This window comes from Bradyrhizobium sp. CB2312 (assembly GCF_029714425.1).
Lineage (GTDB): Bacteria > Pseudomonadota > Alphaproteobacteria > Rhizobiales > Xanthobacteraceae > Bradyrhizobium.
The window spans coordinates 5,663,168-5,675,699 of record NZ_CP121668.1 but is presented as its reverse complement, the minus strand read 5'-3'; the positions used below and the strand labels follow the sequence as shown (position 1 = coordinate 5,675,699).

Genomic DNA, 12,532 nt, shown 5'->3' with positions numbered 1-12,532 from the left:
CCGCACGAACTTGGTCGCTATAGGCGCGAAGCGAGCGTAGTCGCCAGTCACGTTTGCAGGTACACGGCTTAGTCCGGATAGCGCGTACCGTCCTTGTGCACGAAGCGGCCGTCGGAGTTCGCACTCATCATGTCGATGTCGGAGCAGGTCGTGAGGTCCTCGGGCGCGCGCGAGCCGACCTCGAGATAGACCGCCACTGCATCCGAGCGGTTGATCATGTGATGGCCGTTGCCACTGCCTTTCGGGAAGGCGGCGCAGTCGCCCGCGCGCAGCACGGTTTCGCCCTGGTCCTCGATCAGCACCAGTTCGCCTTCGAGCACATAGACGAACTCGTCCTCATGCGAATGCCAGTGCCGCTGGCTCGACCAGTTGCCCGGCGGCAGGCGCATCAGATTGACGCCGAAATCCGCAAGTCCCCCGGCGTTGCCGAGCCGCTTGCGGATGCGCTCGGCGCACGGCGCGTCGAAGGGGGCCGGATAGCCCGAGCCCTTGCGGGTCGGGACTGCGGCGATGTCGATCTTTGGCATGTCAAGGGTCCATTCGAAAACCAGCGCATCGCGCACGGATCGGCGACCGCGCGCCATGATCGGCGGGCGTCCAAACGTGATGCGACTATGCTGGCGGGATGATGACATCATGCCGGTGTTTTGCCCGACGTGTCAAATCGCTTGCTGGCATCGCGATTCCTAGCAATTCTTGGGCATCGCAAGCGATGCGCCTCGTAAGTCATTGATCCCGCTGCTGCCGGCTACTGTGCATGGCGTTGTTTTCGAGATTTTTGATGTGCGGGCCCGAAATTCGCGAGGCCAGGGAGCCCACCGCAAAAAATCACGCTACTCTGTCGGCCCGCACGGTTCCCATTCGTCTTCCACCCAGACAGATCTGACGGGAGACCAAAATGAATGCTTCCTCCTATCGCTGGGTGATCGTCGCCGCCGGCGGCCTGCTTGGCTGCGTCGCGATCGGCGGCATGTTCTCGCTGCCGGTGTTCCTGCAGCCGATCACAAAGGACACCGGCTGGTCGGTGACCGGCATCTCCAGCGCGATGACGATCGGCTTCCTGGCGATGGCCTGCACCAGCATGGCCTGGGGCACGGCGACGGACAGGTTCGGGCCGCGTCCGGTGGTGCTGACGGGATCGACCGTGCTGGCGCTCAGCCTGTTCGCGGCGAGCCATGCGACCTCGCTTCTGCTGTTCCAGTTCGTGTTCGGCCTGCTGGTCGGCGCCTCCTGCGCCGCGATCTTCGCGCCGATGATGGCGACCGTCACCGGCTGGTTCGATACGCACCGCAGCCTTGCCGTGTCGCTCGTGTCGGCCGGCATGGGCATGGCGCCGATGACGATGTCGCCGCTCGCGGCCTGGCTCGTCTCCGGCCACGACTGGCGCACCTCGATGCAGATCGTGGCGCTCGTGGTCGGCGCCATCATGATCCCGGTCTCGCTGCTGGTGCGCCGCCCGCCCGCGCTCGCGCAGGCCGCGGCCGCGCCGTCAGGCGCGGGCACGGGGCAGGGGGAAATGTCGATGGCCGAGGCGCTGCGCTCGCCGCAATTCCTGATCCTGCTCGCGACCAATTTCTTCTGCTGCGCCACCCATTCCGGCCCGATCATCCACACCGTGTCCTATGCCGTGAGCTGCGGCATCCCGCTGATCGCGGCGGTGACGATCTACAGTGTCGAGGGCCTTGCCGGCATGGGCGGCCGCATCGCCTTCGGCCTGATGGGCGACCGCTTCGGCGCCAAGCGCGTGCTGGTCTCGGGGCTGCTGCTCCAGGCGTTCGGCGCGCTCGCTTATGTCTTCGCGCATCAGCTCGCGACGTTCTACGCGGTCGGCGCCGTGTTCGGCTTCATCTATGCTGGCACCATGCCGCTCTATGCCGTGCTCGCCCGCGAAAACTTTCCGCTGCGGATGATGGGCACCGTGATCGGCGGCACCGCGATGGCCGGCAGCCTCGGCATGGCGACCGGCCCGCTCGCCGGCGGTCTGATCTATGACGCGTTCTCCAGCTACGCCTGGCTCTACATCGCCTCCTGGGCGATGGGCTTGGGCGCGTTCCTGATGGCGATGACATTCCGCCCCTTTGCCAAGCCGCAAGGCGAGGCGGCGCCGGCGGCGGCATGATGGCGACCGTCGAGGCGCGGCGTCAGAGCTGCGCCTCGATCGCCGTCTTGTCGATCACCGACCACACCTGCCGAATCTGTCCGTCGCGAAATTCGTAGAACACGTTCTCGCAGAACGACACGCGCTTCCCATTGACGGCGAGCCCAAGGAACGTCCCGACCGGCGTGCAATCGAATTTCAGCCGGGCAGCGATGCGGGGCGGCTCGGAGATCAGCATCTCGATGTTGAATCGCAGATCCGGGATGTCGCGAAAATCCTGCTCGAGCATCGCGCGGTAGCCCGACAGCCCAAGCGGCCGCGCGTTGCGGACGACGTCATCATGCACGAACTGCCCGAGCGCCGGCCAATCCTGTTGGTTCAGGCAGGCGATGTAGGCGCGGTAGATGCCGGCGAGGTCGTCACCAGTCATGGCAAATTCCCTTCGGCTCACGCGCGCCGCCGCAGGTGGTCGATCAGCGCGCGTAGTTTCGGCGCAAGGTTGCGGCGGCTCGGATAATAGAGATAGAAGCCGGCGAAGAAGGGACAATAGTCCTCCAGGATCGGCACCAGCTCGCCGCGCGCGATCGCGGGGCGAAAGCTCGCCTCCATGCCGAAGGTGATGCCCGCGCCCGCCACCGCCAGCTTGATCATCAGCGCCATGTCGTTGGTGGTGATCTCGGGCGCCACCGCGACGCTGAACTCCTTGCCGCCCTCCGCAAACTCCCAGCGATAAGGCGTAACGTTCGGTGCCGGACGCCAGCCGATGCAGCGAAAGGACGGAAGCTCGGACGGGTGGGAGGGCACGCCGAAGCGGTCGCGAAACGACGGGGCGCAGACCGCGAGCTGGCGTTCGTCGCCGGCGATCGGCACCGCGATCATGTCCTGCTCGATGACCTCGCCGAGCCGAACGCCGGCGTCATAGCCGGCGGCGACGATGTCGAACTCCGCATCAGTCACGGTGACGTCGAGCTGCACCTCCGGATTTGCTTCAGTGAAAGACGCGAGAAACGGTCCCGACAGAAAATGCTCGGCAATCGAGGACACGGCGAGGCGCAGAAGTCCGCGCGGCCGTCCCTGCAATGCTTCGGTGTTGCCGAGCGCGGCGCGCATGTCGGCGAGGGCGGGGGCGATTTCCGCATGCAGCCGCTCGCCGGCCTCGGTCAGGCTGACGCTGCGCGTCGTGCGCTGGACCAGCGCGATGCCGACCGTTTCCTCGAGCCGCTGGATGGTCTGGCTCACGGCCGAGCGCGTTACCCCGAGACGGTCGGCAGCGGCGCGAAAACTCCGCTCTTCGGCGACCAGCGCAAAGACGGCGAGGGCGTTGAGATCGTGTTCCATTGGTTAGATCAGCTTGCCGAACTGGTTAAGGATCGTCGTCTTATCACGACGGCGGCTCCGGTCCATCTTTCGCGCGGCTACTGCCGACGCGATCGAAAAAGGACCCCTCATGGCAATGGATAAAATCGTTCTCATCACTGGCGCCTCCAGTGGCATCGGCGCAGGCATCGCCCGCGAACTCGCCGCGGCAGGTGCAAAGGTCTTGCTGGGCGCGCGGCGCGTTGATCGTCTGAAGGATCTCGCAGCCGAGCTGAACGCTGCAGGCGGAACGGCGCTCGCGCATCCGCTCGACGTCACCGACCGCGCCAGCGTCGCCGCCTTTGCCAGTGCCGCGCGCGGCGTCTGGGGGCGGGTGGACGTCACCATCAACAATGCCGGCGTGATGCCGCTGTCGCTGATGGCCTCGCTGAAGGTCGAGGAGTGGGACCGGATGGTCGACGTCAACATCAAGGGCGTGCTGTACGGCATCGCGGCCGTGCTGCCGGAGATGGTGGCGCGCGGTTCGGGTCATGTGATCAACATCGCCTCGATTGGCGCGCTGAGCGTATCGCCGACCGCGGCGGTCTATTGCGCCACCAAATACGCGGTGCGGGCGATCTCGGACGGCCTGCGCCAGGAGCACGGCAACATCCGCGTCACCTGTATCCATCCCGGCGTGGTCGAAAGCGAGCTCGCCAGCACCATCACCGATCCCGCCGCGGCCGAAGCGATGAAGACCTACCGGGCCATTGCGCTCCAGCCGAACGCGATCGCCCGCGCGGTGCGCTTTGCGATCGAGCAGCCCGATGATGTCGACGTCAACGAGATCGTGGTGCGGCCGACGCGGACGACTTAGAGCCGCTTCTCGAAGAACAGGTTCGGATAGGGATCGTCGTTGAAACGCGGGATCTCGCGCCAGCCGGTGGTGCGGTAGAGCTGGCCGGCCTCGGGCAGCGCGCTGTTGGTGTCGAGCCGCAGTAGCGCGATGCCGAGCTCGCGCGCTGTGGCCTCGGTTGCGTCCATCAGGCGCCGGCCGAGCCGCAAGCCGCGCGCGGCAGGAGCGACCCAGAGCCGCTTGATCTCGGCGTAGCCGTGGTCGGTTCCCTTCAGTCCGACGCAGCCGAGCGGCAGCGCGTCCGACATCACGACGATGAAGCTGCCGCGCGGGCGGCACATGTCCTTGGCGTCGGGATCGCGCGACAACGAGACGTCAAAGCCCTGTTTGAAGCGGCGGCCGAGCTCGGCATAGTACTCGCCGAGGCAGTAGCGCGCCTCCTGGCTCTGCGGATCCATCTCATCCAGCGTGACGCGCTCGCGCGTCAGGGCTGCGGCGATCAAGTCCATCGCCGCGAGCAGCGCCTCGCGCTGCGAATGCCGGGCAAGGAAGCCCTCGGCCTGCGTGTTCGACAGCGCCTCATACGCTGCGAACTCGCGCCGGCCCGCGCGCGTCAGCGTGGCGACGCGGCGGCGCGCGTCGTCCGCATGCGCATCGGTCGCGACCAGTCCCTCGTCCTCGAGGCTGCGCAGCAGCCGGCTCATCAGCCCGGAATCGAGGCCGAGATAGTCGCGGATCTCGGCGACGTCCGAGCGTCCGTGCCCGATCGCGTTGAGCACGCGTGCGGCCCCGAGCGGTCGCCCGCGTCCGAGAAACGAATTGTCGAGCGCGCCGACGGCGGAGGTGACGGCACGGTTGAAGCGCCGAACGCGGGAGACCGGGTCGAGCATGATATCTGACTTTAGTCAGATATCGTTTTCGGGTCAATCGGGAGATTACCTCGTCAGCGTCAGCAGCGGCTTGTCCTTCTCGACGATATAGGTCGCAAGCTCGCTCGCAGGCACCGCGCCGACGTTCTTCGCGGCATGCACCGTGCCGGCCGGGATGAAGAGCACGTCGCCGGTCTTCAAGGTCAGCGGCGGCTTGCCTTCGACGTCGTATTCGATGGCGCCCGCCAGCACGTAGATGATCTCTTCGCCCGGATGGGTGTGCCGGCCGAACGCCACGCCGGGAGCGAGGTCGACGCGCACCTGCACGGCCTCGCGTCCGGGCGCGCTGAGATCGTGGCGTTGCAAATCCATGCGCGTGATGCCGGACGGCTGCGCCGCCGCGGGCAGCGTGAGAAGATTGGTGGCGAGCACGGCCGCGCTGGCGAGGATACGTACGGCTGACGAAAGACGGTGGCTCATGATGGGTTCCTGATGGTCGCTGGATGGATTGAACCGCGCGGGCCCGGCCGCTGCAGGCCGGGCCGCGTCGCGCGTCAGACCAGAGTCGTCGTCACCTCGATGTTGCCGTGCACCGCTTTGGAGTAGGGGCAGATGCCATGCGCGGCCTCGATCAGCTCCTGCGCAACCGTGCGGTCGACGCCGGGCACGCTGACGTCGAGCCGGGCGCGCAGGAAGAAGCTGCCGCTCGCGTTGTTGAGGCCGATCGTGGTGTCGACCGAGGGCTCGGTCGGCAACTTGACCTTGCGCTGCGCGGCGGCGAGCCCGAGCGCGCCGAGATAGCAGGCCGACCAGGCGGCGGCGAACAGGTTTTCGGCGGCCGGATGCGGCTCAGCCAGCTTGATATCGAGCGATCCGTCGCCGGAGCGCGCGGCACCGTTGGCGCCGGAGGTGACGTGGGTCTTGCCGGTGAAGAGGAGCTTGGCAGCGGTGGACATGGGGGATTCCCTTCGGGTTAAAAATAAATCGTGTCCGATATAATCGGATGCGTGCTGAAATAAACCCGATGTCCGGACCGGTCAAGCTCTTCCGATTTAATCGGATGCGATTTATATTGGTTGCGAGATCACGAATTGCGGAGGTTCCCGTGGCCCGTACCCCCAAAGCCGCCGAAAAACGGCGAAAACTGTCGAACTTCCTGTGCTTTGCGGTCTATTCGGCCAATCTCGCCTTCGGCCGCGCCTACAAGCCGCTGCTGGACAAGGTCGGGCTGACCTACACCCAGTACATCGCGATGGTGGCGCTGTCGGACGAGGACGAGCTGACCGTCAGCGCGCTCGGCGAGAAGCTGTTTCTGGAATCCAACACGCTGACGCCGATCCTGAAGAAGCTCGAGCAGATGGGGCTGATCAGGCGGCACCGCGATCCCGCTGACGAGCGGCAGGTGCGCCTGAGCCTGACGCCGGCAGGGCGCAAGCTGATCGAGCAGGATCTCGGCGGGTCCCTGATCGAGGCGACCGGGCTCGGCGACGAGTTTCCGGTGGTGCAGAAGACGGTGAGCCGGCTGCGCGACAATCTCTTGCGTCACGGCAAGTCGAACGAGGAAACGGCCTGACGCGCGGTCTGCGCGCGCTCACTCCAGCCCCAGCGCCTTGCGCGACTTCCGCGTCAGCCTTGCGACGACCAGGGCATGGGCCTGTGCGAGATAGGCCGTGAGCTCGGCGTCGGGCAGGGCGTTGTTGCCGATGAGTTGCACCCATTTCGCGCGCGCAAGGTATGGCGCCGGCCGTGCGACACCATGTTCGATCAACATCGTGTAGGCCATGTCCGAGACCTTGAACATGTAGCCACCGGTACCAGCGGCAAAGCCGCCACCGAGCGCGAACATCTTGCCGCCGACCTTGAATACGGAGGTGCCTTCCCACTGCACCACCTTGGTGGTCGCGGGCAGACGCAGGCAGCGCGTTTCGAAGCTCTTCGGAGTCATGGCACGAGCGATAGCACGCTGCCCGCGGCTTGCAACGCGGGCTACCCCCGGACCGCCTCGAAGGCTGCAATGGTGCGATCCACTGCCGCGTCATCGATGTGGCGATGGGTAACGAGCCGCAGCTGCGAGGGGCCGCTTGCCTGCACCAGGACGCCGTGCTGCTTCACGCCGTCGGCCCAGGCGGCGGCGTCGCGCGTAGTTGCGGAGACATTGACGCGGAGGATGTTGGTCTGCACATGGTCGGGGTCGGCCAGGGCGGGGTCGAGCCAGCTCAATGACGTCGCGAGCCGTTTCGCGGCCGCGTGATCCTCGGAGAGACGCGCGATCATCGTCTCCAGCGCAACGAGGCCGGCGGCCGCAACGATGCCGGACTGCCGCATGGTGCCGCCGACGAGTTTTCGCAAACCCCGCGCCCGCGTGACGAAAGCTGCGCTTCCGCAGAGCAGGCTGCCGACCGGCGCACTCAGGCCCTTGGACAGGCAGACCATGACGCTGTCGGCGCGCGCGGCGATCTGCGCCGCCGGCACGCCAAGGGCGATCGCGGCGTTGAAAAGGCGGGCGCCATCGAGATGCACGGGAATCCCGCGGGCTTGCCCGAGCGCATGAATTCGCATCATGTGGGAAAGGGGCAGCACGGCGCCGCCGGCGCCGTTATGCGTGGTCTCCATCGCGATCAGGCCGGGGCTACCAGAGGCGCGGATCGCATCTTCGAGTGCCGTCTCGTCCATTGCGCCGCGACGGCTTTGGATGGGCTTCGGGGCGAGCCCCGCGATCGTGACGACGCTGCCGAGCTCCGAATTGAGCAGATGCGCGCCGCGATCGGCGAACACATCCTTGTCGCGCTCGGCATGAGCGAGCATCGCCAGCAGATTGCCCATCGTGCCGCTTGGCACGAACAGAGCTGCTTCCTTGCCGATAAGCGCGGCGCCGCGCGCTTCAACCGCGCGAACCGTCGGATCGCCCTCGCGGCCGTCATCGCCGAGCCGGGCATGTTGCATGCGCTCCAGCATCGCCGTCGTCGGCAGCGTGACGGTGTCGCTGCGCAGGTCGACGATGCCGTCATGGCTGCTGTCTTGCGCGCTCATCAGGCATCCTGCACTTTCAGACCCACCGCCACCGGCTGCGCCTCGTCGGCGACGACGTCGCCCGCGAACCGCTCGACCAGTTTCACAGCTACGGTGTTGCCGAACACGTTGATCGCCGTACGGCCCATGTCGAGGAAGGCGTCGACACCGGCGATGATCGCCAGCGCCTCGACCGGCAGCCCGATCGCCGACAGCACCATGGCGATCGCAACGAGCCCGCCGGAGGGAACGTTGGCGCTGCCCTTGCTCGCGATGGTCGTGACCATCACGATGGTGAACAGCGTCGACCAGGTCAGCGTCACGCCATAGGCCTCCGCAAGGAAAGTGACGGCGAGCGCGAAATACATGATGGCGCCATCACGGTTGAAGGCATAGCCGAGCGGCAGCACCACCGAGACGATGCGCTCGGAGGCGCCCATCGCCTTCAGCTTCTCCATGTGCAGCGGCAAGGTTACTTCGGAGGAGCGCGTGGAGAAGGCGAGGATCATCGGCTCCATCACTGCCCTGGTGACGGCGAGGGGTCTCTCGCCGATCGCAAGCAGCATCAGCCAGAAGATCGCGACCATGATGGCGAGGCCGAGATACATCACGCCGACCAGCTTTGCGAGCGCGACAACGGTGGCGAGCCCTTGCGTTGCGAACAGCCACGCCATCACCGCGAAGATCGCGATCGGAGCGAGCGAGGTGATCCACTTCGTGATCTTGAACATCGCCGCCATCACCGCTTCCAGCACGGCGATCATGGGCTCGCCCACCTTGCCGATCGAGGCCAGAGCCAGGCCGAACAGGATGGCGAAGACCAGCGTCGGCAGGATCTTCTGCTCGGCCATCGCCGCGACGATGTTGGAGGGGATCATGTCCATGAAGAACTTGATCCAGTCGACCGACACCGCGAGGTTCTGCGGCACCTTGCCGGTCGCGGCGAGCGGCGCGCCGGCGCCGGGATGGAAGGCGGCGTTGAGAAGGAGGCCGATCAGGATCGAGATCACCGTGGCGAGGTAGAAATATCCGAGGCTGATCGCGGCGACGCGGCCGAGGACCTTCAGCTCGCGGCCCATCCGGTAGAGGCCGAGGGTCACGGCCGCGAACACCACGGGAATGACGATCATCTTCACTGCCTCGACGAAGGCGGTGCCGATCGGCCGCAGGCTCGTCCCGACATCCGGCCAGAGCAGGCCGACGCAAAGGCCCAGCACCAATCCGAGCAGCATCTGGAACACGAGCGGCAATCTGAGCAGCGGCCGGATCATGCGTGACGGTCTCCTTGTCCAGGGTATTGGGTGCGGATCGCGCCCAGCGCGGTGAGGCGCGCCTCGAAGGCGGACGACAGGTGCCGCCACATGCGCTGCTGCGCGGCGTCGGGGTCTTGCGCTTCGACAGCCGCGTAGATGTCGAGATGCTCGCTGACGGCCTGGCGGGTGCGCGCAGTGCTGTATTGCCGCATCTTCTGCAGGGCGAGGCCGCTCTGCGCGCGCAAATTGTCGTAGGACTGCGCCAGCCGGCCATTTCCGGTCGCGCGAAACAGTTCGTCGTGGAAGGCCCAGCCGGCCTGCTGAGCCTCTTCGACATCGAGTGTTGTGCGCGCCTCGATGCTGCGCAGCTCTTCCGCACAGTTACGCAGCAGCTCGGTCGGCCCGCGCGTCGCGGCGAGATAGGCCGCCATGCCCTCGAGCGCGAGCCGTAATTCGTGGATCTCGCGCAGATCGTCGAACGACATCTGGCGTACGAAGGTGCCGCGCATCGGATGGATGGTGAGCAGGCCGTCCTTGGCGAGTGCCTTGAGCGCCTCGCGGACCGGGGTGCGTCCGAGCGCCAGCCGGGTCGACAGGCTGCGTTCGGACAGCGGCTCATCGGGAGCGAACTCGCCGGAGGTGACGAGATCGCGGAGCAGCGAATAGGCGCGATCGCGCTCGAGAGAGTTGGTGACCATGACTGACATACCAGCGGCATGTCAGCGGGATGTCAAGTCGATCTCCTGATTTCACTGGCGAAACGCGCCTGGAGTGAAATCACGGACTTGTGGGTTGCGGCCAGACTATCGTAAATTATATCGTAAGATACGTTTTACAAAGGGACGTACGATATGCGCCACGGACGAGACCACAGAGACTTCCACTTTGGGCACTTCGCCCATTTCGCCATGGGCCGGCATGGCGGCGGTCGGCGCTTCGGCCGCGGCGGGCACGGCTTTTTCGGCCGCGGCGGTGATGATTTCCCCGGCGCGCGGCGGCTGTCCTCGCAGGACCTCCAGCTCGTCATCCTGGCGCTGCTCGCCGAAAATCCGGCGCATGGCTACGAGCTGATCAAGATCATCGAGGAGCGCTCCGATGGCTTCTACACGCCGAGCCCGGGCGTGATCTATCCGGCGCTGACCTATCTCGAGGAGGTCGGGCACGCGCGCGTCGAGCAGGATGGCGGCCGAAAACTCTACAGCATCACGCCGCAGGGCGAGGCGCATCTTGCCGAGAACCGCGCGACCGCTGACGCGATCCTTCAGGCGCTGTCGCGGATCGGACGCCGCATGGACGAGGTGCGCGAGGCCTTTGCCGGCATCGGCGATCTCGATGCGGATGCCTCGGACGAGCTGCACCGTGCCCGCCACAATCTCAAGCGCGCGCTGCGCACCAAGCACGGCAGCGACTCCGCCGAAGCACGCCGGATCGCTGCGATCCTGGATCGTGCCGCGGCGGAAATTCTCGGCAAGTGAGGTCGCAGATGAACGATCGGCCTCACAGCCCAATCCAGGACCCGCGCGTCAACGCCGTCATCGCGCGCCTGCAAGGCGCGCGGCAGCGGCCGGCCGGCGGCGGGCCGCGCGGCGCCTTCAACAGCCACGATCCCCACGCCTATGCCGAGCAGGGCTTTTCGATCCATCCCGAGCAGGGCGAACTGATCTATCTGCTCTGCCGCGGCTTGCGCGCCACACGTGTGGCCGAGTTCGCGACCTCGGTCGGCATGTCCACGCTCTATTTTGCGGCCGCCATCCGCGACAATGGCGGCGGCACCGTGATCGGCTCGGAGATCGTGCCGGCCAAGGTCGAGACTGCGAGGCGCAATCTCGCCAAAGCAGGCCTTGCCGACTATGCCGAGATCCGACAGGGCGATGCGCGGCAGACTCTCCGCGACCTCGGCGGCCCCGTCGACTTCGTCCTGATCGACGGCTGGCCGGGCGAGGAAGGTCCCTCGCTCGCGCGCGAGGTGATCGAGATCGTGGCGCCGCAGCTTCTGGTCGGCGGCTATGTCATGAACGACAACGCCGAATCTGATTATCTCGACTTCATCCGCGATCCCGACAACGGCTTCGTCTCGATGACGCTGCCGCTCAAGGGCGGCACCGAGCTCAGTCTGAAGGTGAACTGACGGCGTCGCTGGCGCGATAGGCCTCGGGAACCACGAACACCTCGTCGGCGCGGCCGTAGCCGCCGTCGGGCACCTCCTCGATCAGCACCATCGTATGCAGCCGTGCAGCTTCGCCAAAATAGTGGACGAACAGCGCGGTGAGGTTATGCACGATCTCCGCCTTCTGCGCCCGTGACAGCGCGGCCTGGGGGATCTTGATATTGGCGAAAGGCATGATGGGTCTCTCCGTGTGATGTGTCAGACCACGCCGCCATTGGCGCGGATGATTTGGCCGTTGACCCAGCCGCTGTCGCGGCCGGCGAGGAAGGCGACGATGCCGGCGATGTCGTCGGGCTGGCCGAGGCGGCCGAACGGGTTCATGGCGGCGATGGCGCGCACCTGCTGCTCGCTCTTGCCCTCCAGGAACAGCCGGGTTTCGACCGGGCCGGGCGCGACCGCGTTGACGGTGATCTGCCGGCCGCCGAGCTCCTTGGCGAGGATGTGCGTCATGGCTTCGATCGCGGCCTTGGTTGCGGCGTAGACGCCGTAGCCGGGCTGATAAAGGCCGATGACGCTGGAGGAGAAGCTGACGATGCGGCCGCCGTCGCGGAGCCGCCGCGCTGCTTCGCGCAAGGAGCGGAACACGCTGTCGAGGTTGATCGACGTTTGCCGCGCGAACGCTTCGTCGGTCACCTCGGCGAGCGGGCCGAGCTCCATGATGCCGGCGTTGTTGACGAGGATGTCGATGCCGCCGAAGGCCCGCTCGGCCGCATCGAACAGCCGCGCCGGCGTTGCCGGATCGGCGAGGTCGGCCTGCACGGCGATGGCGCGTCCGCCGGCGGCCGCGATCTCGGCCACGAGCGCATCGGCGGCCCCTTTGCCGCTGGCATAGTTGATCGCGACCGCGATCCCGTCCTGCGCCAGCCGGCGGGCGATCGCCGCGCCGATGCCGCGGGAGCCGCCGGTGACGATGGCGGCACGCTGAACTTGCTTGGTCATGGCGGCTCTCCTCGATGTTGATGAGGGCGAGAATAGCTGGTCGCT

17 protein-coding genes are annotated in these 12,532 nt (G+C 66.4%); 5 read left to right on the top strand and 12 right to left on the bottom strand.

The window, feature by feature from the left end; genetic code table 11:
- Positions 1 to 68: 68 nt before the first annotated feature.
- Positions 69 to 527: a cupin domain-containing protein gene (locus tag QA642_RS27965; protein ID WP_283079730.1), complete on the bottom strand. Its 459-nt coding sequence runs from the start codon at positions 525 to 527 to the stop codon at positions 69 to 71.
- A gap of 371 nt (positions 528 to 898) precedes the next feature.
- On the opposite strand from QA642_RS27965, the gene QA642_RS27960 reads away from it, so the two are divergent.
- Entirely contained in the window at positions 899 to 2,119 is a 1,221-nt protein-coding gene (locus QA642_RS27960) for an MFS transporter (RefSeq protein WP_283079729.1), read from the top strand.
- A 22-nt stretch (positions 2,120 to 2,141) separates the two neighbouring features.
- On the opposite strand, the gene QA642_RS27955 is transcribed toward QA642_RS27960, so the two are convergent.
- Both QA642_RS27955 and QA642_RS27950 read right to left on the bottom strand, forming a co-directional pair.
- Positions 2,142 to 2,528 carry an ester cyclase gene (locus QA642_RS27955; RefSeq protein WP_283079728.1) on the bottom strand — a complete coding sequence of 129 codons (387 nt, stop codon included), beginning with the start codon at positions 2,526 to 2,528 and terminating at the stop codon, positions 2,142 to 2,144.
- 17 nt (positions 2,529 to 2,545) lie between these two features.
- A complete protein-coding gene (locus QA642_RS27950) occupies positions 2,546 to 3,436 on the bottom strand; it encodes a LysR family transcriptional regulator (protein ID WP_283079727.1) in 891 nt (296 codons plus the stop codon).
- A gap of 109 nt (positions 3,437 to 3,545) precedes the next feature.
- Between QA642_RS27950 and QA642_RS27945 the strand changes: the two genes are divergently transcribed.
- A complete protein-coding gene (locus QA642_RS27945; RefSeq protein WP_283079726.1) occupies positions 3,546 to 4,271 on the top strand; it encodes an SDR family oxidoreductase in 726 nt (241 codons plus the stop codon).
- On the opposite strand, the gene QA642_RS27940 is transcribed toward QA642_RS27945, so the two are convergent.
- From QA642_RS27940 to QA642_RS27930, 3 genes are all read right to left on the bottom strand, one after another.
- Positions 4,268 to 5,140 carry a bifunctional helix-turn-helix transcriptional regulator/GNAT family N-acetyltransferase gene (locus QA642_RS27940; protein WP_283079725.1) on the bottom strand — a complete coding sequence of 291 codons (873 nt, stop codon included), beginning with the start codon at positions 5,138 to 5,140 and terminating at the stop codon, positions 4,268 to 4,270. The genes QA642_RS27945 and QA642_RS27940 overlap by 4 nt on opposite strands.
- Positions 5,141 to 5,185: 45 nt before the next feature.
- Positions 5,186 to 5,599 carry a cupin domain-containing protein gene (locus QA642_RS27935; RefSeq protein WP_283079724.1) on the bottom strand — a complete coding sequence of 138 codons (414 nt, stop codon included), beginning with the start codon at positions 5,597 to 5,599 and terminating at the stop codon, positions 5,186 to 5,188.
- Between the two features lie 74 nt (positions 5,600 to 5,673).
- Positions 5,674 to 6,075: an Ohr family peroxiredoxin gene (locus QA642_RS27930; RefSeq protein WP_283079723.1), complete on the bottom strand. Its 402-nt coding sequence runs from the start codon at positions 6,073 to 6,075 to the stop codon at positions 5,674 to 5,676.
- A gap of 104 nt (positions 6,076 to 6,179) precedes the next feature.
- On the opposite strand from QA642_RS27930, the gene QA642_RS27925 reads away from it, so the two are divergent.
- A complete protein-coding gene (locus QA642_RS27925; protein WP_283079722.1) occupies positions 6,180 to 6,692 on the top strand; it encodes a MarR family transcriptional regulator in 513 nt (170 codons plus the stop codon).
- A gap of 18 nt (positions 6,693 to 6,710) precedes the next feature.
- Here the strand turns inward: QA642_RS27925 and QA642_RS27920 are convergent, their stop codons facing one another.
- From QA642_RS27920 to QA642_RS27905, 4 genes are read right to left on the bottom strand one after another with little or no spacing between them, the layout of a single operon-like run.
- Positions 6,711 to 7,064, bottom strand: a complete 354-nt coding sequence (locus QA642_RS27920; RefSeq protein ID WP_283079721.1) for an MmcQ/YjbR family DNA-binding protein — start codon at positions 7,062 to 7,064, stop codon at positions 6,711 to 6,713.
- 41 nt (positions 7,065 to 7,105) lie between these two features.
- On the bottom strand, positions 7,106 to 8,149 hold the full coding sequence (locus tag QA642_RS27915; RefSeq protein WP_283079720.1) for a low specificity L-threonine aldolase: 1,044 nt from the start codon (positions 8,147 to 8,149) through the stop codon (positions 7,106 to 7,108).
- The gene (locus tag QA642_RS27910; RefSeq protein ID WP_283079719.1) at positions 8,149 to 9,399 is read right to left on the bottom strand and encodes a dicarboxylate/amino acid:cation symporter; all 1,251 of its coding nucleotides are present in this window, start codon (positions 9,397 to 9,399) and stop codon (positions 8,149 to 8,151) included. The genes QA642_RS27915 and QA642_RS27910 overlap by 1 nt, the downstream gene beginning before the upstream one ends.
- Positions 9,396 to 10,079, bottom strand: coding sequence for a GntR family transcriptional regulator (locus QA642_RS27905; protein WP_283079718.1), 684 nt, complete (start codon positions 10,077 to 10,079; stop codon positions 9,396 to 9,398). Before QA642_RS27905 ends, QA642_RS27910 begins: the two co-directional genes overlap by 4 nt.
- Positions 10,080 to 10,232: 153 nt before the next feature.
- Here QA642_RS27905 and QA642_RS27900 point away from each other — a divergent pair, with 153 nt between their 5' ends.
- Together QA642_RS27900 and QA642_RS27895 are read left to right on the top strand one after the other, a co-directional pair.
- A complete protein-coding gene (locus QA642_RS27900) occupies positions 10,233 to 10,856 on the top strand; it encodes a PadR family transcriptional regulator (protein WP_283079717.1) in 624 nt (207 codons plus the stop codon).
- An 8-nt stretch (positions 10,857 to 10,864) separates the two neighbouring features.
- Positions 10,865 to 11,509 (top strand): class I SAM-dependent methyltransferase, encoded by a 645-nt coding sequence (locus QA642_RS27895; protein WP_283079716.1) that lies wholly within the window; start codon positions 10,865 to 10,867, stop codon positions 11,507 to 11,509.
- On the opposite strand, the gene QA642_RS27890 is transcribed toward QA642_RS27895, so the two are convergent.
- The gene (locus QA642_RS27890) at positions 11,490 to 11,723 is read right to left on the bottom strand and encodes a 4-oxalocrotonate tautomerase family protein (RefSeq protein WP_283079715.1); all 234 of its coding nucleotides are present in this window, start codon (positions 11,721 to 11,723) and stop codon (positions 11,490 to 11,492) included. The genes QA642_RS27895 and QA642_RS27890 overlap by 20 nt on opposite strands.
- Before the next feature lie 23 nt (positions 11,724 to 11,746).
- Entirely contained in the window at positions 11,747 to 12,487 is a 741-nt protein-coding gene (locus tag QA642_RS27885) for an SDR family oxidoreductase (RefSeq protein ID WP_283079714.1), read from the bottom strand.
- Between the last annotated feature and the right edge of the window lie 45 nt (positions 12,488 to 12,532).

What these genes read in the sequence shown, in the direction of transcription:
- QA642_RS27940 (WP_283079725.1), bottom strand. Translation starts at nt 5,140, where the DNA reads ATGCTCGACCCGGTCTCCCGCGTTCGGCGCTTCAACCGTGCCGTCACC.
- QA642_RS27920 (WP_283079721.1), bottom strand. Translation starts at nt 7,064, where the DNA reads ATGACTCCGAAGAGCTTCGAAACGCGCTGCCTGCGTCTGCCCGCGACC.
- QA642_RS27885 (WP_283079714.1), bottom strand. Translation starts at nt 12,487, where the DNA reads ATGACCAAGCAAGTTCAGCGTGCCGCCATCGTCACCGGCGGCTCCCGC.
- QA642_RS27960 (WP_283079729.1), top strand. Translation starts at nt 899, where the DNA reads ATGAATGCTTCCTCCTATCGCTGGGTGATCGTCGCCGCCGGCGGCCTG.
- QA642_RS27910 (WP_283079719.1), bottom strand. Translation starts at nt 9,399, where the DNA reads ATGATCCGGCCGCTGCTCAGATTGCCGCTCGTGTTCCAGATGCTGCTC.
- QA642_RS27900 (WP_283079717.1), top strand. Translation starts at nt 10,233, where the DNA reads ATGCGCCACGGACGAGACCACAGAGACTTCCACTTTGGGCACTTCGCC.
- QA642_RS27950 (WP_283079727.1), bottom strand. Translation starts at nt 3,436, where the DNA reads ATGGAACACGATCTCAACGCCCTCGCCGTCTTTGCGCTGGTCGCCGAA.
- QA642_RS27965 (WP_283079730.1), bottom strand. Translation starts at nt 527, where the DNA reads ATGCCAAAGATCGACATCGCCGCAGTCCCGACCCGCAAGGGCTCGGGC.
- QA642_RS27905 (WP_283079718.1), bottom strand. Translation starts at nt 10,079, where the DNA reads ATGGTCACCAACTCTCTCGAGCGCGATCGCGCCTATTCGCTGCTCCGC.
- QA642_RS27915 (WP_283079720.1), bottom strand. Translation starts at nt 8,149, where the DNA reads ATGAGCGCGCAAGACAGCAGCCATGACGGCATCGTCGACCTGCGCAGC.
- QA642_RS27925 (WP_283079722.1), top strand. Translation starts at nt 6,180, where the DNA reads ATGCGATTTATATTGGTTGCGAGATCACGAATTGCGGAGGTTCCCGTG.
- QA642_RS27955 (WP_283079728.1), bottom strand. Translation starts at nt 2,528, where the DNA reads ATGACTGGTGACGACCTCGCCGGCATCTACCGCGCCTACATCGCCTGC.
- QA642_RS27935 (WP_283079724.1), bottom strand. Translation starts at nt 5,599, where the DNA reads ATGAGCCACCGTCTTTCGTCAGCCGTACGTATCCTCGCCAGCGCGGCC.
- QA642_RS27895 (WP_283079716.1), top strand. Translation starts at nt 10,865, where the DNA reads ATGAACGATCGGCCTCACAGCCCAATCCAGGACCCGCGCGTCAACGCC.
- QA642_RS27930 (WP_283079723.1), bottom strand. Translation starts at nt 6,075, where the DNA reads ATGTCCACCGCTGCCAAGCTCCTCTTCACCGGCAAGACCCACGTCACC.
- QA642_RS27945 (WP_283079726.1), top strand. Translation starts at nt 3,546, where the DNA reads ATGGCAATGGATAAAATCGTTCTCATCACTGGCGCCTCCAGTGGCATC.
- QA642_RS27890 (WP_283079715.1), bottom strand. Translation starts at nt 11,723, where the DNA reads ATGCCTTTCGCCAATATCAAGATCCCCCAGGCCGCGCTGTCACGGGCG.